This window comes from Arthrobacter sp. UYCu712, assembly GCF_040547005.1.
In the GTDB taxonomy this organism is placed as follows: domain Bacteria; phylum Actinomycetota; class Actinomycetes; order Actinomycetales; family Micrococcaceae; genus Arthrobacter.
In genome coordinates, this window is sequence record NZ_JBEPOZ010000004.1 from 67,664 (window position 1) to 89,597 (window position 21,934).

The window sequence follows — 21,934 nt, forward strand, 5'->3', positions numbered from 1 at the left end:
CAGAATACCCCGCGGCGGCGGCCGCGAGACGCGGCCCACACCCGGTGCGTGCCGCAGCGTCCCGGCTAAGGCCCTGTTTGAGGTGATCCGCGACACGGGTAGTGTTTCCGCCATGACTTCATCAGCTGCGGGGAACCCGCACACCGCTGCCCTTCCGGCCGGAGACTTCGACGTCGAGGCCCTCCGCCGCGCCGTCACCGAATCGTTCGACACCACGATCGCCCGGTTGAAGGAACTCGTCGCTATCCCCGGCATCGCGTGGCCCAGCTTTGATCCGGCCCCGCTGAATGCCAGCGCCGACGCTGTGGCCGAACTGGTCCGGGCCAGCGGCTTCGACGACGTACGGATCCTGCGCTGCGACAAGGAGGACGGCACCCCCGGCGGCCCCGCCGTCGTCGCCCGCCGGCCCGCCGCCGAGGGCAAACCGACCATCCTGCTCTACGCGCACCACGATGTGCAGCCCACCGGCGATCTGGCGTTGTGGGAGACCGAGCCGTTCACCGCCGTCGAACGTGACGGCAGGCTGTACGGCCGGGGCGCCGCGGACGACAAAGCTGGGATCCTGGCCCACATCGCCGCGTACTCGGCCGTGACCCGGGTCCTGGGCGATGATCTGGGCCTGGGCGTGACCTTCTTCTTTGAGGGCGAGGAAGAAGCCGGTTCCCCGACGTTCCGCTCCTTCCTGGAGACGCACCAGGAACTGCTGCGCGCCGATGTGATCGTCGTGGCCGACTCCAGCAACTGGAAAGTCGGTGTTCCCGCCCTTACTACGAGCCTGCGCGGACTGGTCGACGGCACCATCGAGGTCAAGGTCCTGGACCACGCGGTCCACTCCGGCATGTTCGGCGGCCCCGTGCTCGACGCCCCGACCCTGCTCGCCCGCCTGATCGCCACCCTGCATGACGCCGACGGCAGCGTCGCAGTGGCCGGGCTGGTCAGCCGCGACGACGTCACCGTCGACCTCAGCGAAGCGGAATACCGCGCAGACGCCTCGGTGCTCGACGGCGTCCAGCTTGCCGGCACGGGGAGCATCGCCTCCCGGATGTGGACCAAACCTGCACTGTCCATCATCGGGTTCGACGCCCCGGCCGTGGACGTCGCGTCCAACACCCTGCTGCCGCGGGCCCGTGCCAAGTTCAGCCTGCGGCTCGCCCCGGGCCAGGACCCCGCGGAAGCCATGGACGCCGTGCGGAAGCACGTGGAGGCCAATGCACCCTTCGGTGCCCACGTGGTTTTCACGCCGGGGGAGAGCGGCAACGCGTTCCTGACGGATACCTCATCCAAGGCCGCCAGCGTCGCCATGTGGGCACTCGGCGAAGCGTGGGGCGTTCCGGCGGTCGAAATGGGGATCGGCGGTTCCATTCCGTTCATCGCCGACCTGACCGACCTCTACCCGGACGTTCAGATCCTGGTCACCGGCGTGGAGGATCCCGATTCCCGCGCCCACAGCGCCAACGAATCCCTCCACCTCGAGGACTTCCGCAACGCGATCGTGGCCGAAGCGTTCATGCTGGCCCGCCTGAACGCAGAGGGACTGGCCTGAGCTGCCGGGTTATCCGGCGGCGCCGGGGAACATCCAGCCTGCTGCCACGGTTACGTCAGAAGTTAGAGCTACACGGCTGATCGACGTAGCATGTAGCTATAGCCCATACCGTTTAAGTAGGGGCGGGCACCGCGGGAGCGGGGCCGCCACCACCGTCGTAAGAAGGTAGGCCATGAGCACTACAACCAATGAAAACAGCGCCGACACGACCGTCGCCGCGGCTGGCGAGCTGGCCACCCACGAGGTCCAGCTGACCGATGTTGCTGCCGGCAAGGTCCGCAGCCTGCTCGAGCAGGAAGGCCGCACCGACCTGCGCCTCCGTGTTGCCGTGCAGCCGGGCGGTTGCTCCGGCCTGATCTACCAGCTCTACTTCGACGAACGGCTCCTCGACGGAGACGCCGTCCGCGACTACGACGGCGTGGAAGTTGTCGTTGACAAGATGAGCGTCCCCTATCTCAGCGGGGCCAGCATCGACTTCGAGGACACCATCGCGAAGCAGGGCTTCACCATCGACAATCCGAATGCCGGCGGCTCCTGCGCCTGCGGGGATTCCTTCCACTAAGGTCTAAAGGCCGGGCAATCAGCCCGGCCTTTGTGCCGTCCGGGGGGCATTCGCGGGATGCGGTAAAAACGGTCCCGAGCCACGGCGCGGACATGTGGGCGAAAACTCCGGGGGAGCGGTAAGCTCTACATCGAGTAGTAAAACTTTTAGTGTGCCCGGGCGCCATCGGCGGCCGGGCGACAGCAACAAGACAGCAACAAGTAGGAAGGGCCGTCTGTGAGTTCGCAGAACCGAACCGGCAGCCGACGCAAACAGATCACTACGATCACTGGCTTGGCACTAGCCGGCGCGTTGGCTTTGACTGGATGTTCACCAGAGGTACAGAAAGGGTGGTTGCCCACCGAGCGTGGCACCACCAACCACACTGACCGCATCATGGACCTCTGGGTCAACTCATGGATTGCCGCGCTGGTCGTCGGCATCATTACCTGGGGTTTGATGATCTGGTGCATCGTCGCTTACCGGCGGCGCAAGGGCACCGTAGGTTTCCCCCGCCAGAACAGCTTCAACCTGCCGCTTGAAGTGTTCTACCTGACGATCCCGCTGTTCATGGTCCTGGTGTTCTTCTACTTCACAGACCGCGACCAGCAGGCGATCGATGACCGCTCAAAGCCCGCCGACGTCGTAGTGGACGTCCGCGGCAAGCAGTGGGCCTGGGACTTCAACTACAAAAAGGGCGAGGTCGTCACCGACGACGTCCACGAGGCCGGCGTCCAGGCGCACCTCACCGGCAATGCCGTGGACAAGGAAAAGCTGCCCACGCTGTACCTTCCGGTGAACAAGTCGGTTGACCTCGAGCTGAATTCACGCGACGTCATCCACTCCTTCTGGGTTCCCGCGTTCCTGCAGAAGCGGGACATGATCCCCGGCAAGACCAACTACATCAGGTTCACCCCCACCAAGGAGGGGACCTACGACGGCAAGTGCGCCGAACTCTGTGGCGAATACCACTCCGAAATGCTGTTCCGCGTGAAGGTTGTCTCCGATTCGGAGTTCCAGGCGCATCTCGGGCAGCTGCGCCAGGACGGCAACGCCGGCCTGCTCGGTGAAGAGTACGACCGCAACCCGGCCCCGACCGAGACCAAGTAAGGGAAGCGACGTGGCAACCACCTACAGTCAGCCCTCCGGGACCCTTGAGGCTCCCGTAGTGCCCAAGTCCAAGGGGCGCATCGTCGTCAACTGGATCACCTCCACGGACCACAAGACCATCGGGTACATGTACCTGATCGCGTCCTTCGTGTTCTTCTGCTTCGGCGGTGTTATGGCGCTGCTCATCCGCGCCGAGCTTTTCGAGCCCGGCATGCAGATCCTGCAGACCAAAGAGCAGTACAACCAGCTCTTCACCATGCACGGCACCGTCATGCTGCTGATGTTCGCGACGCCGCTGTTCGCCGGCTTCACCAACGTCATCATGCCGCTCCAGATCGGCGCCCCGGACGTCGCCTTCCCGCGGCTCAACGCCCTGGCGTTCTGGTTCTTCCTCTTCGGCTCCACCATCGCGGTGTCCGGATTCATCACCCCGCAGGGTGCCGCGTCGTTCGGCTGGTTCGCTTACGCACCGCTGTCCAACACGACCTTCAGCCCCGGCGTGGGCGGTGACCTCTGGGTCTTCGGCCTGGCGCTCTCCGGCTTCGGCACCATCCTCGGCGCGGTGAACTTCATCACTACCATCATCTGCATGCGGGCACCGGGCATGACGATGTGGCGCATGCCGATCTTCACCTGGAACGCCCTGGTCACCTCCATCCTCGTCCTGATGGCGTTCCCGCCGCTGGCCGCAGCCCTGTTCGCCCTCGGCGCGGACCGCCGGTTCGGTGCGCACATCTTCGACCCGGAAAACGGCGGTGCCGTGCTCTGGCAGCACCTGTTCTGGTTCTTCGGCCACCCCGAGGTCTACATCATCGCGCTGCCGTTCTTCGGCATCGTGTCCGAGATCTTCCCGGTCTTCAGCCGCAAGCCGATCTTCGGCTACAAGGGCCTGGTGTACGCGACGATCTCCATCGCCGCACTGTCCGTGACCGTGTGGGCCCACCACATGTACGTCACCGGCTCGGTCCTGCTGCCGTTCTTCTCCTTCATGACGATGCTGATCGCGGTTCCGACCGGGGTGAAGTTCTTCAACTGGATCGGCACCATGTGGCGCGGTTCCATCACCTTCGAAACCCCCATGCTCTGGAGCATCGGCTTCCTGGCGACGTTCCTCTTCGGTGGCTTGACCGGCATCATCCTGGCCTCCCCGCCGCTGGACTTCCACGTCTCGGACTCGTACTTCGTGGTGGCGCACTTCCACTACGTGGTCTTCGGCACCGTCGTGTTCGCCATGTTCGCCGGCTTCTACTTCTGGTGGCCCAAGTGGACCGGCAAGATGCTCAACGAGCGCCTCGGCAAGATCCACTTCTGGATGCTGTTCCTCGGCTTCCACGGCACCTTCCTCATCCAGCACTGGCTGGGCGTCGAGGGCATGCCGCGCCGCTACGCGGACTACATGCCGCAGGACAACTTCACCTGGATGAACCAGTTCTCCACCTACGCCTCCTTCCTGCTGGGCGCCTCGCTGATCCCGTTCTTCTGGAACGTCTACATCACCTGGCGCAGCAACGAAAAGGTCCAGGTGGATGACCCCTGGGGCTTCGGTGCCTCCCTGGAGTGGGCAACCTCCTGCCCGCCGCCGCGTCACAACTTCACGTCGCTGCCGCGGATCCGCTCGGAACGTCCTGCCCTGGACCTGCACCACCCCGAGCTCTCCCAGTCATACACCGTCGAGTCTCCTGCCCCGGCGGCAGCCGCGCTCGGTAACGCCGACCAGAAGGACACCGCCCAGTGAAGATCGAATCAAGGATTTTTGGCCTCGGAGTGTTCTTCTTCGTCCCGGTGGCCCTGATTTACGGTTTCCTGACGAACTGGTCTGAATGGGTGGGCATCCTCGGTGTGCTGCTGGTCGGCGGCCTCGCCGGCATGATCGGCGCGTACCTCGGCTTCACCGGGAAGCGCGTCGGCATGCGTCCCGAGGACCGCAACGACGCCGAGATCCACGAGGGTGCGGGCGAACAGGGGCACTTCAGCCCCTGGAGCTGGTGGCCGCTCGTTCTGGGCATGTCCTGCGCCGCCGGGTTCCTCGGCATGGCCATCGGATTCTGGATCGTCTTCATCGCCGCCGGCATGGCGGTTGTGGCCCTCATCGGCTGGGTGTACGAGTACAGCCGCGGTGACCACGCGCACTAGCCTCGTCCAGGCAAGTTAGCAATACAACGACGGCGGGCCCCACCAATTGGTGGGGCCCGCCGTCGTTTACGCTGGCGCCTGCATTCACGGGGGAACGTCCGGCAGGACAACGCGTGCAGGGGCTCCCGGGGGCGTTCAGCGGCTCTGTGCGGACTCCAGCAGGCGCCGCAGGCTCTCGAGGGCGTCCTCGGCCTCGACGAGGCTGTGCCGGCCGGAGATCGCGTCCGCCGCGACGGCGAGTTCCACTTCGCAGCCACAGGAGAAGTCCTCGGTCATGACCTCCAGCAGCGAGCGGGCATCGACGCCCGGCTTGCCGTCCTTGCTGATGGTGACGGGCAGCCCCGTGTCGGTCACCGCCCGGACAAACACCGCTGCGGGCCGGGCGTGCAGCCCGACGGCGGCCTGGACGATTGCCTTGCGTACTGGCAACGGAACTCCTTCATTCTTCGGTGAGATGAATTAAGCGTAGCCGTGGGCGCGGCAGGCCACGAACCACGTCCGGAGTGGTCTAGACCTGTCGGCGGAGTGACCTACGCTTGAGGTATGAACGAATGCGGCGGGCAGTGCAATGGCATCTTCTGATGCGGCCCGGATGGCCGGCGAGATCGACCGGCAGAACGGCACCCCAATCTACGTCCAGCTCCGGGAGATCCTCAGGGCCCACATCGTAAAAGCCTGTCCGCCGGGATCGGCGCTGCCATCCGAGAGGGACCTCGCCCTGCGCTTCGGACTGGCCCGCATGACGGTACGCCAGGCCATCGATGCCCTCGTGGGTGAAGAGGTCATTGAGCGCGTCGTCGGCTTGGGCACGTTCGTCCGGAAACCCAAGCTTGACCTGCAGGTCAAGCTGACGTCCTACAGCGAAGAGATGCAGCGCCGCGGCATGGTCCCGGCCGCCAAGGTCCTCAGTTTTGAACAGATCGGGGCCAGCGCCTTCCTGGCCCGTGAGCTGCAGCTGGAGGAGGGGACGCCGCTGGTGCGGTTCCGCCGCCTCCTCCTGGCCGACAACGAGCCCATGAGCGTCGACGAAAACTTTATCCCGGCGCACCGGGTCCCCGGACTGCTCGACGGCGAACCGCCCACTTCCCTCTACAACGTCCTGAGCGAGCGCTTCGGCCTCGTGATGGAGTGGGGCGAGGACATGATCGAGGCGACGGCTGCGTCGCCGTCAACGGCGCGGCTGCTCAACGTCGAGGTAGGTTCACCGCTGCTGAAGATCCAGCGCCATGCCTTCGTGGCGCGGGCGATGGTGGACTACTCGGTGTCCTATTACCGCGCCGACCGTTACAAGCTCTGGGTGCCGCTGCAACGCCCCGGTGTCCGCCCGACACGCAACTACGCCTCGGGGTACCGCCAGTAGGCGCTAAGAGGGGGAACGCAGCAAGGCCCGGTCCTGGTGGACCGGGCCTTGCTGCGTCATGCCGTGGAACTAGTGGCTGAGGGTCTTCTGCGACTCGGTCGCTTCGATTGCCTCGTGCACGCCGTGGTGGCCATGGGCCGCCTCAAGCTCAGCGGGTGAGGCCGGGGCGACCCGGTCCTCGAAGAACCACTGGGAAAGCTTCGCGCGGCGCTTCTCCTTGCTGTCGACGATGCCGTGGGCATTCGGTTCAGCGGGGAGCGGGGACGGCGATTCGAAACCGACCAGCTTGTACCGCTTGTACTCGTCCAGCGGGGCGTGCACCTCGATGAACTCACCATGCGGCAAGCGGACGATGCGGCCGGTCTCACGGCCGTGCAGGGCAATCTCGCGGTCTTTGCGCTGCAGGGCCAGGGCCACGCGCTTGGTCACGGCGAACGCGATGACCGGGCCGACGAAGAACAGTGCACGGAGCCAGTAGGTGACGTCATTCAGGGACACGTGGAAGTGCGTGGCGATGAGGTCGGAGCTGGCCGCGGCCCACATGACGCAGTAGAACGTGAAGCCGGCCATGCCGATTGCCGTCCGGGTGGGCGCGTTGCGGGGACGGTCCAGGACGTGGTGCTCACGGTCGTCCTTGGTGATCCAGCGTTCAATCCACGGGTAGGTGAAGAGTGCCGTGAATACCAGTCCGGCCGGAACCAGGGCCGGGAGCAGCACGTTGAAGGTGAAGACGTGGCCGAACCACACCTGCTCGACCTTCCAGTCACCGATGATGCCCGGCATCAGGCGCAGGGCACCGTCAACCCAGCCGATGTACCAGTCAGGCTGCGTGCCTGCGGATACGGGGGAGGGGTCGTAGGGGCCGTAGTTCCAGATCGGGTTGATGGTGAAGAATGCCGCCATCAGGGCAACGACACCGAACACGATGAAGAAGAAGCCGCCGGCCTTGGCCGCGTAGACCGGGCCGAGGGGGTAGCCGACGACGTTGCCGTCGTTGCGTCCCGGGCCCGGGTACTGGGTGTGCTTGTGCACGACCACCATAAAGAGGTGCATCACGATCATCAGGAGGATGAGCGCCGGCACCAGCAGGATGTGCAGCATGTACAGGCGGCTGATGATGACCGTTCCCGGGAACTCGCCGCCGAAGAGGAAGAACGAGGTGTAGGTGCCGATCACCGGGATGGACTTGATCACGCCGTCGATGATGCGCAGGCCGTTACCGGAAAGCAGGTCATCGGGGAGCGAGTAGCCGGTGAAGCCGGCAGCCATCGAGAGGATGAGCAGGACGCCGCCCACCACCCAGTTGAGTTCGCGGGGCTTGCGGAAAGCGCCGGTGAAGAACACGCGGAGCATGTGCACGGACACGGAGGCCACGAACAGCAGGGCCGCCCAGTGGTGCACCTGGCGCATGAACAGGCCGCCACGGACGTCGAAGGAGATGTCCAGAGAGGAGCTGTAGGCAACCGACATTTCGACGTTCTTCAGCGGGGTGTAGGAGCCCGTGTAGTGCGTTTCCGCCATGGACGGGTCGAAGAAGAACGTCAGGAAGGTGCCGGAAAGCAGCAGGATGACGAACGAGTACAGCGCCACTTCACCGAACATGAAGGACCAGTGGTCCGGGAAGACCTTGCGTCCGAATTCGCGCAGCATGCCCGAGCCGCCGACGCGCTGGTCGACGAAGTCAGTGATGCGGCCGGCCTTGGTCTTGGCGACGAAGGTGGGGGCATTAGCTGTCGATGTTGCGCTCATGCTCATCACGCTCCCAATAGCTAGGTCCTACAGGTTCTTTGAAGTCGCTGGTGGCGACCAGGTAGCCCTCGGAGTCAACTGCGATGGGCAGCTGGGGGAGGGGCCGGCTGGCCGGGCCGAAGATAACCTTGCATTCCCGGGTGAGATCGAAGGTTGACTGGTGGCACGGGCACAGCAGGTGGTGGGTCTGCTGCTCGTACAGGGCAACAGGGCAACCAACGTGGGTGCAGATCTTGGAGTAAGCGACGATGCCGTTGTAGCTCCAGTCCTCGCGCCCCGGGGAGGGGTTGAGGGATTCCGGGTTGAGGCGCATGAGCAGAACGACGGCCTTGGCCTTTTCGTTCAGCTTGCCCTCGTGGAGCTCGTTCAGGCCTTCCGGGATGACGTGGAAGGCCGAGCCGATGGTGACGTCCGAGGCCTTGATGGGGGTTCCATCAGGGTCGCGGGAAAGCCGCTTGAGCTTGCCGTCCTGCGGCGCCCACATGGTGTGGGCGAGCGTGTTGTCGGGCCGCGGGCCAAGGTCACCGAAGACGGCAAGAGCCGGCAGGGGTGCCAGGGCGACGGCGCCAAGGAGGGTGTTGCGGATCAGCGGGCGGCGCTTGATTCCGGTTTCCTCGACGATGTCGTCGACGATCCGGACAGCGGCCAGGCGATCATCCTCGGTGCGGACAGCGTGGCGCTCTTCCGAGACCTCGTGGTCCGGCATGAGGGCCTTGGCCCAGTGCACGATGCCGGTGCCGATGCCGAGCATGGCGAAAGCCGTGCCGATGCCCAGCAGTGCGTTCTGGAGCCGGATCGTGGCGATCGAGGAGTCTTCTCCCAGATCGATGGCGAAGTACGCCACCAGGAATATCAGGGTGCCAACGACCGAGGAGCCGAACAGAAGGGCGACCTGCCGTTCTGCTCGCTTGGCGGCCCTCGGGTCCGTGTCAGCCAGGCGCAAACGATGCGGGGGAATTCCAGGATCCTGGAACTTCTCCACCTCATTCTGACCAGCCGTAGCTACGGTGCCCGAGTGGTTCGGACTGCCGTCACTATGGTTGCCCATAATTCGCCTCATCCTTCTCTCGTCCCGGCGTCTGCCAGGTTAGTTTTCAATTCAAACTGCTGACGGGTCAGCAGAAAATTCTTACAGTTGTGGAGGCTGCCTAGGAAGTCCGGGAAGTCAGCCAGATGGTGAAGGCGATGATGACGCCGAGGCCGGCGATCCAGACAAACAGACCTTCCGACACCGGACCCAGTGCACCGAGATCGGCGCCGCCGGGTGAACCGTTGGCCTCGATCTGCTTCAGGAAGGTAATGATGTCGCGCTTGCCTTCGGGGGAGATGTTCGCATCGTTGAAGACCGGCATGTTCTGCGGGCCGGAGACCATGGCTTCGTAGATGTGCTGGCCGGAGACGCCGGCGAGGGCCGGGGCGAATTTGCCCCGGGTCAGCGCACCGCCGGCCGCGGCAGCGTTGTGGCACATGGCGCAGTTGACGCGGAACAGTTCTCCACCGTTGGCGGCGTCGCCCTGACCGTCGAGGAGGTGCTCCTCGGGGATGGACGGGCCGGGGCCGAGAGTGGCAACGTAGGCAGCCAGCTGGCGGGTCTGCTCTTCGTTGAACTGGGCGGGCTTCTGGTACGCCTGGGGGCCGTTCATCTGCATGGGCATGCGTCCGGTGCCGACCTGGAAGTCAACGGCGGCTGCGCCGACACCAACCAGGGACGGTCCGGCTTGCGAGCCGCTGGCACCCATGCCGTGGCAGGTGGCGCAGTTGGCGGCGAAAAGCTTGCCGCCTTCTTCTGCATCGCTTGCGCTGAAGCTTGTGGTGTCGGCCTTGGCCTGATTGACGGTGGTGGCGACGGCGTACAGCCCACCGGTGACCAAGAGGCCCATCAGCAGCAGTGCAATTGCTGCCAGTGGGTGACGTCGCTTCTGCGAGAGTGCCTTCACGTGGTGGTTCCTTTATTCGATCCTGCGTTGGCTCGGGGAGCCGCTTCTAGAAATTCTGCCTCTTGTAGAAAAAGAGTCAAGTCACAGCTACTTGAGGACGTAGATGACCAGGAAAAGGCCGATCCACACGACGTCAACGAAGTGCCAGTAGTACGAGGTGACGATCGCGGACGTTGCCTCGAAGTGGCCGAACTTCTTCGCTGCGAAGGAGCGGCCGATGATGAGCAGGAAGGCAACCAGGCCGCCGATGACGTGCAGGCCGTGGAAGCCCGTCGTCATGTAGAAGGCTGAGCCGTAGGCGTTCGACGAGAGGGAGACATGCTCGGAAACGAGCATGGCGTACTCGGTCGCCTGGCCGGCCACGAAGAAGGCACCCATGATGAAGGTCAGGGTGAACCATCCGTTCATTCCCCACCGGGTGAAGCTGAGGCGTCCGCCGCTTCGGCGCGGCTGGAGCCGCTCAGCGGCGAAGACGCCCATCTGGCAAGTAAAGGAACTTGCCACGAGGACGATCGTGTTTACGAGCGCAAAGGGGAAGTTGAGCTTGGCTGTCTCTTCGGCCCACATCTGTCCGGAAGTCGAACGGAGTGTGAAGTACATGGCGAAGAGACCGGCGAAGAACATCAACTCACTGGACAGCCAGACTACGGTTCCAACGGAAACCATGTTCGGGCGATTCAGCGTCGGGTGCGCCGGGGTACTGGGGGCATGGGTCGCAGATGTCACATAGACATTATGTCTATAAAAGTCCGTCCTGCCCAACGCAAACCGCGTTTTCGGAGGACTTTTTCTACAAAGACGCGAATTCGCGCGGAAAAGTTCCCGGCACCGTTCACATTGGTCATAGCGGCACGCACCTCGATAGCATCTGAAGGTGACTTCTCAGGCATCTGCACAGGCGGCAGGCAACACCTGGCCGCGGCTCATCGGCGCACTCATCAACGGCACCGATCTCACGACCGGCAGCACGCAGTGGGCGATGAACTCCATCATGTCCGGGGAAGCAACGCCGGCGCAGGTCGCCGGGTTCCTGGTTGCCCTGCGGTCCAAGGGGGAGACTGTGGATGAGCTGGCCGGGCTCGTCGAGGCGATGATCTCCAATGCCAGCCCGATTGAAATTGCCGGCGAGAAGCTGGACATCGTCGGCACCGGAGGGGACCAGCAGAACACCGTCAACATCTCCACCATGGCTGCGCTGGTGGCCGCCGGCGCCGGCGCCAAAGTGGTTAAGCACGGCAACCGCGCAGCTTCCTCGACGTCCGGCTCGGCCGATGTCCTGGAGGCCCTCGGAGTCCGGCTGGACCTGCCGATTCCGCGCGTGGCGCGCAATGCGGACGAGGCCGGAATCACCTTCTGCTTCGCCCAGGTGTTCCATCCCTCGATGCGGCACGCAGCCGTCGCCCGTCGCGAACTGGGCGTGCCGACGGCGTTCAATTTCCTCGGCCCCATGATTAATCCCGCGCACGTCCAGGCCTCCGCCGTCGGCGTCGCCAACGAACGGATGGCACCCCTCGTGGCCGGGGTGCTCGCCAAACGCGGCAGCCGTGGACTGGTGTTCCGCGGCAGTGACGGTCTGGATGAGCTGACCACCACGGGGCCGTCGCGGGTCTGGGAATTCCGGAACGGCGAGGTGTCAGAGGAAATGTTTGATCCGCGGGAACTGGGCATCCGCCAGGCGACACTCGAAGAACTCCGCGGCGGCGACGCGGCGGCCAACGCCGCCGTCGTCCGTGCCGTGCTGTCGGGAGCGCCGGGCCCGGCGCGTGACGCCGCGCTGCTGAATGCCGCCGCCGGGCTGGTGGCCTTCGACCTCGATGCCGTGGGTCCGTTCAAGGAGCGGATGGGCGCCGCGCTGAAGCGGGCTGAGGAATCGATCGAATCCGGCGCTGCGGCGGCCGTGCTGGATCGCTGGGTGGCACTCTCCCACAGCTGACCGGCCCCGGATGCCGGGGCACGGACCGGTCCTGGCGGCTACTGCTCGAAGCCGAGCGCGAAGGCCGCGTCGAGGTCGTGCTGGGAGTAGGCGCGGAAGGCAATCTGGGTGGTGGTGTGTACAACGCCGCGGACTTTGGACAGCTTGTCGGCAATGACGTCCGCGAGGTCGTCGTGCCGGGCCACCCTCGCGATGGCAATCAGGTCCCATTCGCCGGTCACGGAATACACCTCGCTGATGCCCGCAATGGCGGAGATTTCCTCAGCGGTTTCCGGGATGCGGGAAGCGTCTGTCTTGATCAGGACGAAAGCGGTGACCACGTCTGTACCTTTCCGGATCTGTTGCGCCGTTGCTGGCTGATCTTGTGCCCCTGCGGGCCCGTGCCGTGTCCCTGCAAGCCTAGTACATCAGGCCCGGCGCCGGCGTGCCCGGAACCGGAGTGCCGCGGCGGCCAGCAGCCGGTAGCCGAGCAGGAAAACACCCAGCGCGAGCAGCGCCACGATCACGAACGGCAGGACCACTGTCTGGCCCGTGAAGGCGCGCAGCAGCATCCCGACGGCGACGGTTCCGAGCCAGACGCCGACGCCGGCCGGCCAGAGTGCCAGCGGGGCGCGCCAGGCGCGCAAAGCGAGCCAGCCCGCGGCGGCACCGGCGAGGAACGGCCACGCTGTGGCAAGGACCCCGGTGATGATCTCGCCGCGCTGGTGCGCGTCCCGGCCGATGGCGGCAAACAGGAGGATCAGGGCCGCGTCTGCCGCGGCAGCGATCACGGCGGTCCGCCGGAAACTGGTGTTCCTGGCCGGACTGGGGAGCGGGGGCGTTGGCGACGTCATGGTTCCAAGCCTAGCCCGGTGCGTTGTGCCGCCGTATCCGCCGGACTAGGCTCTGGCTCACACCCGCAGTGCCGCCGGACACCGCCGCGCGGCACGGGCCGAACGGAAGAAGGCCTGCAGTGGGCGAAAAGATCACCACGTGCCTGTGGTTCGACAACCAGGCCGAAGAAGCCGCCGAGTTCTACGCTTCCGTCTTCGAGGGCGGCAGGGTCCTTGACGTGGCCCGCTACGGCGTGGGCGGTCCGGGACCGGCGGGCCAGGCGATCACCGTGCGCTTCGAGATCGAGGGCAGGACCTTCACGGCCCTGAACGGAGGACCGTCGTTCTCGTTCAGCGAGGCGGTGTCCTTTGTCATTGATTGTTCCTCGCAGGAGGAAGTGGACCGCTACTGGTCGGTGTTGAGCGAAGGCGGCTCCCAAAGCCAGTGCGGCTGGCTGAAGGACAAGTACGGGGTCTCGTGGCAGGTCATCCCGTCCGTTCTGGGCCAGCTCATCGGCGGCCCCGATCCGGCCGGCGCGCAGCGGGCCATGCAGGCCATGCTCGGAATGCAGAAGCTCGACATCGCCGGGCTGCAGAAGGCCTACGACGCCGGCTGATCCGCGCCGACGGCGAGGGGCGCCGGGCCGCCCGTGCGGGAGATTGGCTCCGGATCTTGCTGTCCGCGCCCCGCAGGGTGTCAAATCCTTAAGACAGGCCCCACGCCGTGCGGATGCAGCCGGCGGACACGACGCCAGGAGGAACTCATGCCGACGAGAGACGCCAAGGTCCCGGCGAAGAATCCTGGCCGCGGCGCCGATCTGCGGCGGGCGGATGCAGCCGAGGGCCATCCTCCCGACCGGCCGGACCAGATCCGGAACGTAGCGCTTGTGGGCCACTCCGGAGCAGGCAAGACGATGCTGGCCGAGGCGCTCCTCGCAGCCGCCGGTGCCATCCCGCGCAAAGGCTCGATCGCGGAGGGAACCACCGTGAGCGACTCGGAACCGGCGGCGATCCACCAGCAACGCTCGGTCGCACTTTCGGTGCTGCCGCTCGCCGTCGACGGCATCAAAGTGAACCTGCTCGACACCCCCGGGTACGTGGAGTTCATCGGCGAGTTGCGCGCCGGGCTGCGGGCCGCCGATGCGGCACTGTTCGTCGTCTCGGCAGTTGACGACATCGACCCGACCACCACCGCGCTCTGGGGAGAATGCCACCGCGCCCGGATGCCGCGGGCCGTGGTGATCAGCCGGCTGGACCATCCCCGCGCGGACTTCGACGCTGCGCTGGCAAAGTGCCGGGCAGCTTTCGGGGACTCGGTGCTGCCCCTCCACCTGCCCGTCCGCAAGGGGGCGGCCGTCACCGGACTGCTCGGGCTGCTCTCCGGCACCGTGTCGGAGCAGGTGCCGGACAGCCCCCTGCCGGCGGTCCGGAACGCCGACGACGCCGAGCTCGGCGCGTCGGAGCCAGCCCGGAGCGCGCTCATCGAAGGCATCATCGCCGAGAGCGAGGACGAGGCTCTGATGGACCGCTATCTCGGCGGCGAAGAGATCGCGCCCGAAATCCTGGTCAGCGATCTCGAGACGGCAGTCGGGCGCGGGACTTTCTACCCGGTGCTGGCGACGTCGGCGGAGGCCGGCATCGGACTGAACGAACTGCTGGAGGTCGTGACCCGGGCGTTCCCGTCTCCGGCGGGGCGCGAACTGCCGGCAGCGACCGACCTGGCCGGGACCCCGGCCGGGCCGCTGGGCTGTGATCCTGCGGGCCCCCTGGCCGGGGAAGTGGTGCGCACCACCATCGACCCGTTCCTGGGGCGGGTCTGCCTGGTGCGGCTCTTCTCCGGCACCCTGCACGAGGACTCGGCCGTCCATGTGGGCGGGCGCGGCCTGGCGGACCGCGGCCATGAGGACCACGACAGCGACGAGCGCGTGGCGCATCTGTATGCCCCGCTCGGTTCGAGCCTGCGGCCGGTACCGTTCTCGGTGGCCGGTGACATCTGCGCGCTCACCAAGCTGGGTGCCGCCGAGACCGGGGACACTGTTTCCGCCAAGGACTCCCCGCTGCTGATCCAGCCGTGGGAAATGCCCGAACCGCTGCTCCCCGTCGCCATCGAGGCGGCCTCGCACGGCGACGAGGACGCGCTGGCCAGGAGCCTGGGCAAGGTCGCGGCGGGCGATCCGGCACTCCGGGTGGAACGGAACGCCGAGACGCATCAACTGATCCTGTGGTGCATGGGCGAGGCGCACGCGGAAGTGGTCCTCGGCAGGCTGCGGGACCAGGGCGTCAACCTCCAGAGCGTCGACGTCGTGACACCGCTGCGGGAGACGTTCTCTGCTCCGGCGGCCGGCCACGGCAGATACGTCAAGCAATCCGGCGGCCACGGCCAGTACGCCGTCTGCGACATCGACGTCGAACCGCTGGAACGGGGAGCCGGTTTCGAATTCGTCGACAAGACCGTGGGAGGGGTGATCCCCGGGCCGTTTATCACCTCGGTGGAAAAGGGCGTCCGGACCCAGATGCAGAAGGGCGTGTCTGCCGGTTTCCCGGTGGTCGACATCAAGGTGACACTGCTCGGGGGCAAGGCCCACAGCGTGGATTCTTCGGATGCGGCCTTCCAGGCGGCTGGGGCGCTTGCCTTGCGGGAAGCCGCAGCGGCCACGCGCATCCAGTTGCTGGAACCCGTCTCCGCCGTGACCATCAGTGTTTCCGACGCGCACGTTGGTGCGGTGATGAGTGATTTGTCCTCGCGCCGGGCCCGCCTGACCGGGACGACGTCCGCCGGGGGAGACATCACCGAAATCGGCGCCGAAGTTCCGGACCAGGAGCTGCTGCGGTACTCGATCGAGCTGCGGGCACTGACGTCGGGCAGCGGCCGCTTCAGCCGGAGCTACTTGCGGCACGAGCCGGTGCCCGCCACCGCGGCGCGCGCCGCCACGAAAGCCTGAGGCGCGGTTCCCTCCTTCCGAGCTGTTCGCTGATCGTCGTCCCGATTTCACGTGCCGTTCATGGTGGCGCCTTAGGCTGGTTGTTCGCGCACCATCCGCCGGAAGGGAACCATCATGGCCGATATTGCTGCAGTACTGGGGCGGCTGACCCCCGAAGAACTCGACGGCCTCCGAAACCTTGGCCCTCAGGGGCACCTGACGCGGGACCTTACCGAGGCCCTGGACCGCGCGGCGGGCGGGTCCGGCGCGGGACGCGGATACTACGTTCCCAGCGGCAGTGTCAGCCCCACCGGCGGACCCCACCTGGTGTTGCGCAGCGACGTCTCCGGGTGGCTGTTCGGTGCTACGGCCCAGCTTCCGCTGCCGCAGCGGGAAGCCTAGCTCCCGCCGGGCCGGCGGCCCGGCGGGAGGTCGGTCCGGGTCGAAAACCTTCCTGATCCGGTGATCCAGGACGCTACCGATGCCTTCGTCAGGACCACGTCCACGGCGATCTGCGGTTCCGACCTTCACCTGTACGAGGTTCTGGGACCGTACATGAAGGCCGGCGACATCCTGGGCCACGAGCCGATGGGGATCGTGCAGGAAGTCGGGCCCGAGGTCCGGAACCTCAAGGCCGGCGACCGGGTGGTCATTCCGTTCAACATCTCCTGCGGTCATTGCCGGATGTGCAAATAGGGGCTGCAGTCGCAGTGTGAGACCACCCAGGTGCACTCACACAACAGCGGCGCGAGCCTGTTCGGTTTCTCCGAGCTGTACGGCCCGGTGCCCGGCGGGCAGGCCGAGTTGCTCCGGGTCCCGCACGCCGACTGCGGCCCCGTCAGGGTCGGCGAAGACCTCCCGGATGAGCGGTACCTCTACCTTTCGGACATCCTGCCCACCGCCCGGCAGGGCGTGAACTATGCCGACGTCCCGGCGGGCGTCACCCTGGCCGTGTTCGGACTTGGGCCGGTGGGGCAGTTCGCCGGGATGGAAACGCATAACTCGCCGGTGGGTGCGTTGTGCCCAGAACGCGGTGGGCCTGCTGCCCGACGCGCTGGCACGGAAGGTCATGGAGACCGCTGGGGTGGACCGGATGTCGGTGCTGCACGCAGCCGTCGATTCGGTCCGGCGCGGCGGCACCGTGTCCCTCAGCGGGGCGTACGGCGGCACTGCGGGCCCGATGCCGCTGTTGAAGATGTTCGACAAGCAGCTGCAGTTCAGGATGGGACAGTGCAACGTCCGCCGCTGGACCGACGAGCTGCTCCCGTATGTGGAAGACCCCGCGGACCCGTTGGGCGTGATGGACCTGAAGACCCACGAAGTGTCCCTCGACGGCGCCGCTGCGGCCTATGAGCTCTTCCAGAAAAAGGAAGACGGCTGCATCAAGGTGGTCCTAAACCCTGAGACACTCCCTCTGCGGCTGCCCGGGGCGCCATACTGTCCCTGAAGAGAGGAGTCGGGCAATGCGGATCCTGCTGGTCGAGGACGAGACGGTGCTGGCCGATACCGTGCGCCGGGGCCTGACGAATGAGGGGTTCGTTGTGGACGTAGCCCACGACGGCGTCAGCGGACTGTCGGCGGCCACGGAGCACGCCTACGATGTGGTCCTCCTGGATCTGATGCTTCCGCTCATGAACGGCTATGACGTCCTGCGCGAGCTGCGCCGGCGCCGGATCTGGATTCCGGTGCTGATGCTGACGGCAAAGGACGGGGAATACGACCAGACCGATGCCTTTGACCTGGGCGCCGATGACTACCTGACCAAGCCGTTCAGTTTCCTGGTGCTGGTGGCCCGGATCAGGGCCCTGATCCGCCGCGGAGCGCCGGAGCGGCCGGTCGTCCTGACCCTCGGGAACCTGACGATGGATCCGGTCAACCGCCGTGTCCGCCGGGGTGAGACGCCCATCAGCCTCACGGCGAAGGAGTACGGGCTCCTGCAGTACCTCATGCGCCGGCACGACCAGATCGTCCCGAAGTCGGACATCCTCGACAACGTCTGGGATCCTGCCTTCGAAGGCGGGGACAACGTGGTGGAGGTCTACATCGGATACCTGCGGCGAAAGATCGATGCCCCGTTCGGCGTCCAGAGCCTTCGCACGGTCCGCGGCATGGGCTACCTGCTCAGCGCCGACCGGATTTCTGGGACCGCGGCTGGACCGCGACCCCGGGCGTGACCGGAGCCGGCGGCGGCGCGGCGGCGGGCGGGAACACCATTTCAAACCGGCACCCCCCGCCCGGGCTGTCCATGGCCCGGATGGAACCCTGGTGGGCCGTCATGATGCCGGCCGCGATGGCCAGGCCCAGGCCGCTGCCTCCGCGCTCCCGGGACCGGCTCCCGTCGAGCCGGACGAACCGCTCGAAGATCCGCTCCCGGTCCGCCGGCGGCACCGGTTCGCCGTCGTTGTCCACATGGACAACAGCGTGGCCGTCGACAGTGCGCAGGCTGATCCGGATGCGGGACAGCGCATGCCGGTCCGCGTTGTCCAGGACATTCCGCAGCACCTGTGCCAGCCGCCGGGGATCGCCGGTGATCCGGGCCGGGTTGAGATCGGCCGTGACGTTGTGCACGCTGACCGACCGGAGACGCCGTACCTCCTGGTCCACAACATCGTCGAGGTCCACATCGGTGTGCTCCAGTGTGAGCCCGCCGTCGTGCGTTTTGGCCAGCGTCAACAGGTCATCCACCAGGTACCGCATCCGGGCTGTTTCCCCGGCCAGGTCATCCTTTAGTTGAAGCCACATCGCACCGGACGGATCCGAGGCTGCGATCTCCACGCCGGCGCTCAGGGTCGCGAGGGGGCTGCGGAGCTCGTGGCTGGCGTCCGAAACAAACTGCCGCTGTTCGCGGTCCGAGGCCTGCAGCCGGTCAAGCATGGTGTTCATGGTCAGCGCGAGGGCCTCGAGCTCGTCCTTCGTCGGCGGGACATCGACGCGCCCATCGAGGCGTTCGGCGTTGATCCGGGCCACCTGGCCCCGGATGCCTTCGACCTGCCGGAGTGAGCGTCCGACCAGGAGCCACACGGAAACTGCCACGACGGCCAGCAGGAGGGGCATCGCACCCAGCATGAGCCAGGCCACGGTGGCGACGGTCTCGGCCTGGAGCTGTACTGAGGAAGCGACGAGGACCACCACGTCCTCGATGCCCACCTTCGTACCGGCGGCGACCACGTGGAAGTCGTCGTCGGTGCCGATGCCCGGCAGGCCGGTGACATCCTGCATCGCCGTCTCGCCCGGCGCCGGGCGCAGGGTGGACAGGGGTTTGCCGGCGGCCTTGGGCTCCGACCCGGCAATAACGGTGCCCGCGGCGTTGACCAGCTGGACGTACTGGCCGTGTCCGGTCGAAATGACGTATTCGGTCGCGTCATCGAAGTCCTGGTCCACGGCCAGCTGCGCGATGATATCCTGCGCCTTCTGCCGTGCCGCCGACTCGGTCGAGGCGGTCAGGGCGGTCCCCAGCAATGCCAGGAGGACCAGTCCGCCCACGAGCTGCGCGAGGGCCACCGCGGCGACGGCGGCCGCGGTGGAGCGCTTGCGCACTCCCCAGCGGGACCGGCCGCGGAAGCGGCCCGCCCTGGCATCGGACGTGACCTGTTGCATGTTCCAAGAATGCGGCAACCGGCCGTCCCGGACAACATACTGCGGGCTTTACCTCCGGCATTTCCCACCGGCGGCACCCTCTCAGCGTCCTCTCAGGTGCTTTGCGCGACAGTGGATCCAGGATACGAAGTCAAGGGATCCACAACTTACCGGCCGCATGCTCTCCTCAACCGGCGTGCGGCCGGTTACTGCGTGCCGGGATGCCCGGCCGGACAGCCCCCGGCCTCAGCGCAGCGGCGTCACCCGGAGCCGGACAAACTGTTGCGGCTTGAGCTCGATTCCATCACCGAGCAGCACGGGCTGCTTGCTCTACACGCGCGGCTTCCACCATGGAGGGTCTCCTTTGACGGTGCGGGCCATAAGGGCCGGTCAGCTCCCCATCCTTACAGACTAACCGGCGGCTGCCCAGCGCCTGCTTAAGGCAGCGACCCGGATGGACAGCGGATCCATCGGCTGCCCTTCGGCGTACTGGCCGTCGAACAGTTCCGATCCTTCGGCGGAGATCACGACATCGACGTGTTCCCAGACGAGCGACCCGGCCACTTCCCTTGGCGCCCCGGCGCGCAGGATCGCCACCGCTGTGCGGTCCTGGCCGGCGTCGTCGCCGGTGCTGATGGAGAGGATCCCGCGCCCGCCGGTGAAGACGATCCACGGGTCCAGCAGCCGGACAAACATCATGCCGTGATGGCCCGCGATGCGGACGTCGCCCTTGAACCGCAGGACGCCGGTACCCCTGCCGGCGTCGTAGTCCGCCGCGGCCGGGGCGAAGCGGAACCGGCCGGTTTCGTCCACGGTGGCGCCGTCGACGGCCGAAACGGCTCCGTCGGGGAGGCCTGCGAGGTAGTCGATGAAGCTGCGCTTAATGCCCCACGTCAGGCCCGGCGGGGGCAGCGCGTCGGGCGAGGCGGTCGCTGGACTCACGAAGTTCTCCTGTGGCTGAAAGGCTGGTCTACTCCTGAGCCTAGCGGCGGACAGCCGGCGGAATGAACCTGCTGGGCTGCGCCCGTGACGCGCCGCGTAGTGCGCCGCCCCTTTTTCTCTGACGGCGTACGGTGCCCGGGACTATGGGACCAGCGGCGGTGGTTGACTTAGATATCTACCAGTCAAGGGAGGCACCCCGTGGCAACAGCGATCAACAAGGCTCCCGGACCCGAGGCCTCCGAGGACCCGCTGGATTCCTATTCAGCGACCGTCGTCCGGGTGGCGGAGACCGTCACTCCGCATGTTGCAGCCATCGAAATGACCGGCCGTGGACGCAACGGCAGGTTCCGGGTGGGCGCTGGCTCCGCGGTCCTGTTCACCTCCGACGGCTATCTCGTCACGAACGCGCACGTGGTAGCCGGCACCGAAAGCGGACACGCAGTTTTTGCGGACGGGACTAGGACGTCCGTGCAGGTGGTCGGGGCCGACCCGCTGTCCGATCTCGCCGTCCTCCACGGCAAAGCTCCAACAGCGGCACCGGCGGAATTGGGCGACGCCGAGACCCTCCGGGTGGGGCAGCTCGTGATCGCCGTCGGCAACCCCCTGGGGCTGTCGGGTTCGGTGACGGCCGGAGTGGTCAGCGGGCTGGGCCGCTCCATCCCGGTGTGGTCCGGCCGCAACCGGCGCATGATCGAGGACGTCATCCAGACCGACGCCGCGTTGAATGCGGGCAGCTCCGGCGGCGCGCTCGCGGACGCCCGCGGCCGGATCGTCGGCATCAATACCGCTGTTGCCGGCACCGGACTGGGCCTGGCCGTTCCCGTCAACACGACCTCGCGCAAGATCATCGCCTCGCTCCTCAGGGACGGGCGCGTCAGGCGCGCGTACCTGGGGCTGGTGAACACCCCGGTCCAGCTGCAGGCCAGCGCCGTGGTGCGGACAGGACGCCGGGAGGGCCTGCTCGTTGTCGAAGTCCTTGCGGGGTCGCCGGCCGAACGCGCCGGACTCCGGGCCGGCGATATCATCCTGAGCGTCGGCCGGAAACCTGTTTCCAACGCCGAGAGCCTGCAGAAGCTGCTGTTCGCGGAGGCCATCGGGACGCCATTGGAGGTGTCGCTGCTGCGTGACGGTGTTGAAAAGCAGGTCGAGGCCGTTCCCGACGAGATGACGCTACAGTAGCGACGATGCCCTCCCGCTGCGATCCGCCCGGAGCCGGGAAAGTTGCCCCCACGGGATCTTGGACACTTGCACTACGCACTTACTACTTGGAAAAACCTTGAGCCGATTACTCGGCGGTACTTGCCCCGGTACTCGACTTTCTTCCGGCGCCAAGTCGGGTAGTTTCGTTGCTTGTTGTGGCAGGTCGTGCGTGACACG

The 21,934-nt window shown here is 66.4% G+C and carries 21 protein-coding genes and 1 pseudogene; 13 read left to right on the forward strand and 9 right to left on the reverse strand.

Annotated features, from left to right (window positions below; all coding sequences use genetic code 11):
* The first annotated feature begins 112 nt into the window (after positions 1 to 112).
* The 5 genes from ABIB51_RS05620 to ABIB51_RS05640 all read left to right on the forward strand — a co-directional run bounded on the left by ABIB51_RS05620 (position 113) and on the right by ABIB51_RS05640 (position 5,327).
* The gene (locus ABIB51_RS05620) at positions 113 to 1,543 is read left to right on the forward strand and encodes a dipeptidase (protein WP_354186307.1); all 1,431 of its coding nucleotides are present in this window, start codon (positions 113 to 115) and stop codon (positions 1,541 to 1,543) included.
* Positions 1,544 to 1,715: 172 nt separating this feature from the next.
* The gene (locus ABIB51_RS05625) at positions 1,716 to 2,105 is read left to right on the forward strand and encodes a HesB/IscA family protein (RefSeq protein ID WP_354186309.1); all 390 of its coding nucleotides are present in this window, start codon (positions 1,716 to 1,718) and stop codon (positions 2,103 to 2,105) included.
* Positions 2,106 to 2,321: 216 nt separating this feature from the next.
* Complete coding sequence (ctaC, locus tag ABIB51_RS05630) at positions 2,322 to 3,194, forward strand: aa3-type cytochrome oxidase subunit II (protein WP_354186311.1); 873 nt, start codon at positions 2,322 to 2,324, stop codon at positions 3,192 to 3,194.
* A gap of 10 nt (positions 3,195 to 3,204) precedes the next feature.
* Positions 3,205 to 4,929, forward strand: a complete 1,725-nt coding sequence (ctaD, locus tag ABIB51_RS05635) for an aa3-type cytochrome oxidase subunit I (protein WP_354186313.1) — start codon at positions 3,205 to 3,207, stop codon at positions 4,927 to 4,929.
* Complete coding sequence (locus tag ABIB51_RS05640; RefSeq protein ID WP_354186315.1) at positions 4,926 to 5,327, forward strand: cytochrome c oxidase subunit 4; 402 nt, start codon at positions 4,926 to 4,928, stop codon at positions 5,325 to 5,327. The genes ctaD and ABIB51_RS05640 overlap by 4 nt, the downstream gene beginning before the upstream one ends.
* A 135-nt stretch (positions 5,328 to 5,462) precedes the next feature.
* Here ABIB51_RS05640 and ABIB51_RS05645 read toward each other — a convergent pair whose 3' ends face one another.
* Positions 5,463 to 5,756, reverse strand: a complete 294-nt coding sequence (locus tag ABIB51_RS05645) for an HPr family phosphocarrier protein (protein ID WP_354186317.1) — start codon at positions 5,754 to 5,756, stop codon at positions 5,463 to 5,465.
* A gap of 139 nt (positions 5,757 to 5,895) precedes the next feature.
* On the opposite strand from ABIB51_RS05645, the gene ABIB51_RS05650 reads away from it, so the two are divergent.
* Positions 5,896 to 6,687, forward strand: a complete 792-nt coding sequence (locus tag ABIB51_RS05650) for a GntR family transcriptional regulator (protein WP_354186319.1) — start codon at positions 5,896 to 5,898, stop codon at positions 6,685 to 6,687.
* A gap of 69 nt (positions 6,688 to 6,756) precedes the next feature.
* Here ABIB51_RS05650 and qcrB read toward each other — a convergent pair whose 3' ends face one another.
* The 4 genes from qcrB to ctaE all read right to left on the reverse strand — a co-directional run bounded on the left by qcrB (position 6,757) and on the right by ctaE (position 11,099).
* Entirely contained in the window at positions 6,757 to 8,436 is a 1,680-nt protein-coding gene (gene qcrB / locus ABIB51_RS05655) for a cytochrome bc1 complex cytochrome b subunit (RefSeq protein ID WP_354186321.1), read from the reverse strand.
* On the reverse strand, positions 8,414 to 9,484 hold the full coding sequence (qcrA, locus tag ABIB51_RS05660; RefSeq protein WP_354186323.1) for a cytochrome bc1 complex Rieske iron-sulfur subunit: 1,071 nt from the start codon (positions 9,482 to 9,484) through the stop codon (positions 8,414 to 8,416). Before qcrA ends, qcrB begins: the two co-directional genes overlap by 23 nt.
* 100 nt (positions 9,485 to 9,584) lie before the next feature.
* Complete coding sequence (gene qcrC, locus ABIB51_RS05665; RefSeq protein ID WP_354186325.1) at positions 9,585 to 10,373, reverse strand: cytochrome bc1 complex diheme cytochrome c subunit; 789 nt, start codon at positions 10,371 to 10,373, stop codon at positions 9,585 to 9,587.
* Positions 10,374 to 10,460: 87 nt separating this feature from the next.
* On the reverse strand, positions 10,461 to 11,099 hold the full coding sequence (ctaE, locus tag ABIB51_RS05670) for an aa3-type cytochrome oxidase subunit III (protein WP_502916075.1): 639 nt from the start codon (positions 11,097 to 11,099) through the stop codon (positions 10,461 to 10,463).
* 148 nt (positions 11,100 to 11,247) lie between these two features.
* Between ctaE and trpD the strand changes: the two genes are divergently transcribed.
* A complete protein-coding gene (gene trpD, locus ABIB51_RS05675; protein WP_354186329.1) occupies positions 11,248 to 12,306 on the forward strand; it encodes an anthranilate phosphoribosyltransferase in 1,059 nt (352 codons plus the stop codon).
* Positions 12,307 to 12,344: 38 nt separating this feature from the next.
* On the opposite strand, the gene ABIB51_RS05680 is transcribed toward trpD, so the two are convergent.
* Entirely contained in the window at positions 12,345 to 12,626 is a 282-nt protein-coding gene (locus ABIB51_RS05680; protein ID WP_354186331.1) for an Lrp/AsnC family transcriptional regulator, read from the reverse strand.
* 87 nt (positions 12,627 to 12,713) lie between these two features.
* Positions 12,714 to 13,139 (reverse strand): DUF3054 domain-containing protein, encoded by a 426-nt coding sequence (locus tag ABIB51_RS05685; protein WP_354186332.1) that lies wholly within the window; start codon positions 13,137 to 13,139, stop codon positions 12,714 to 12,716.
* A gap of 119 nt (positions 13,140 to 13,258) precedes the next feature.
* Between ABIB51_RS05685 and ABIB51_RS05690 the strand changes: the two genes are divergently transcribed.
* The 5 genes and pseudogenes from ABIB51_RS05690 to ABIB51_RS05710 all read left to right on the forward strand — a co-directional run bounded on the left by ABIB51_RS05690 (position 13,259) and on the right by ABIB51_RS05710 (position 18,213).
* Entirely contained in the window at positions 13,259 to 13,735 is a 477-nt protein-coding gene (locus ABIB51_RS05690; protein ID WP_354186333.1) for a VOC family protein, read from the forward strand.
* A gap of 147 nt (positions 13,736 to 13,882) precedes the next feature.
* Entirely contained in the window at positions 13,883 to 16,060 is a 2,178-nt protein-coding gene (locus tag ABIB51_RS05695; protein ID WP_354186334.1) for an elongation factor G-like protein EF-G2, read from the forward strand.
* Positions 16,061 to 16,174: 114 nt separating this feature from the next.
* A complete protein-coding gene (locus ABIB51_RS05700; protein ID WP_354186336.1) occupies positions 16,175 to 16,441 on the forward strand; it encodes a hypothetical protein in 267 nt (88 codons plus the stop codon).
* A gap of 60 nt (positions 16,442 to 16,501) precedes the next feature.
* A pseudogene (locus ABIB51_RS05705) lies at positions 16,502 to 17,486 on the forward strand (alcohol dehydrogenase catalytic domain-containing protein).
* Between the two features lie 16 nt (positions 17,487 to 17,502).
* The gene (locus tag ABIB51_RS05710; protein ID WP_354186338.1) at positions 17,503 to 18,213 is read left to right on the forward strand and encodes a response regulator transcription factor; all 711 of its coding nucleotides are present in this window, start codon (positions 17,503 to 17,505) and stop codon (positions 18,211 to 18,213) included.
* Here ABIB51_RS05710 and ABIB51_RS05715 read toward each other — a convergent pair.
* Positions 18,161 to 19,636, reverse strand: coding sequence for a sensor histidine kinase (locus ABIB51_RS05715; protein WP_354186340.1), 1,476 nt, complete (start codon positions 19,634 to 19,636; stop codon positions 18,161 to 18,163). The genes ABIB51_RS05710 and ABIB51_RS05715 overlap by 53 nt on opposite strands.
* Positions 19,637 to 20,026: 390 nt before the next feature.
* Complete coding sequence (locus ABIB51_RS05720) at positions 20,027 to 20,557, reverse strand: HtaA domain-containing protein (protein ID WP_354186342.1); 531 nt, start codon at positions 20,555 to 20,557, stop codon at positions 20,027 to 20,029.
* A gap of 198 nt (positions 20,558 to 20,755) precedes the next feature.
* Between ABIB51_RS05720 and ABIB51_RS05725 the strand changes: the two genes are divergently transcribed.
* The gene (locus ABIB51_RS05725) at positions 20,756 to 21,736 is read left to right on the forward strand and encodes a S1C family serine protease (RefSeq protein ID WP_354186344.1); all 981 of its coding nucleotides are present in this window, start codon (positions 20,756 to 20,758) and stop codon (positions 21,734 to 21,736) included.
* The last annotated feature ends 198 nt before the right edge of the window (positions 21,737 to 21,934 follow it).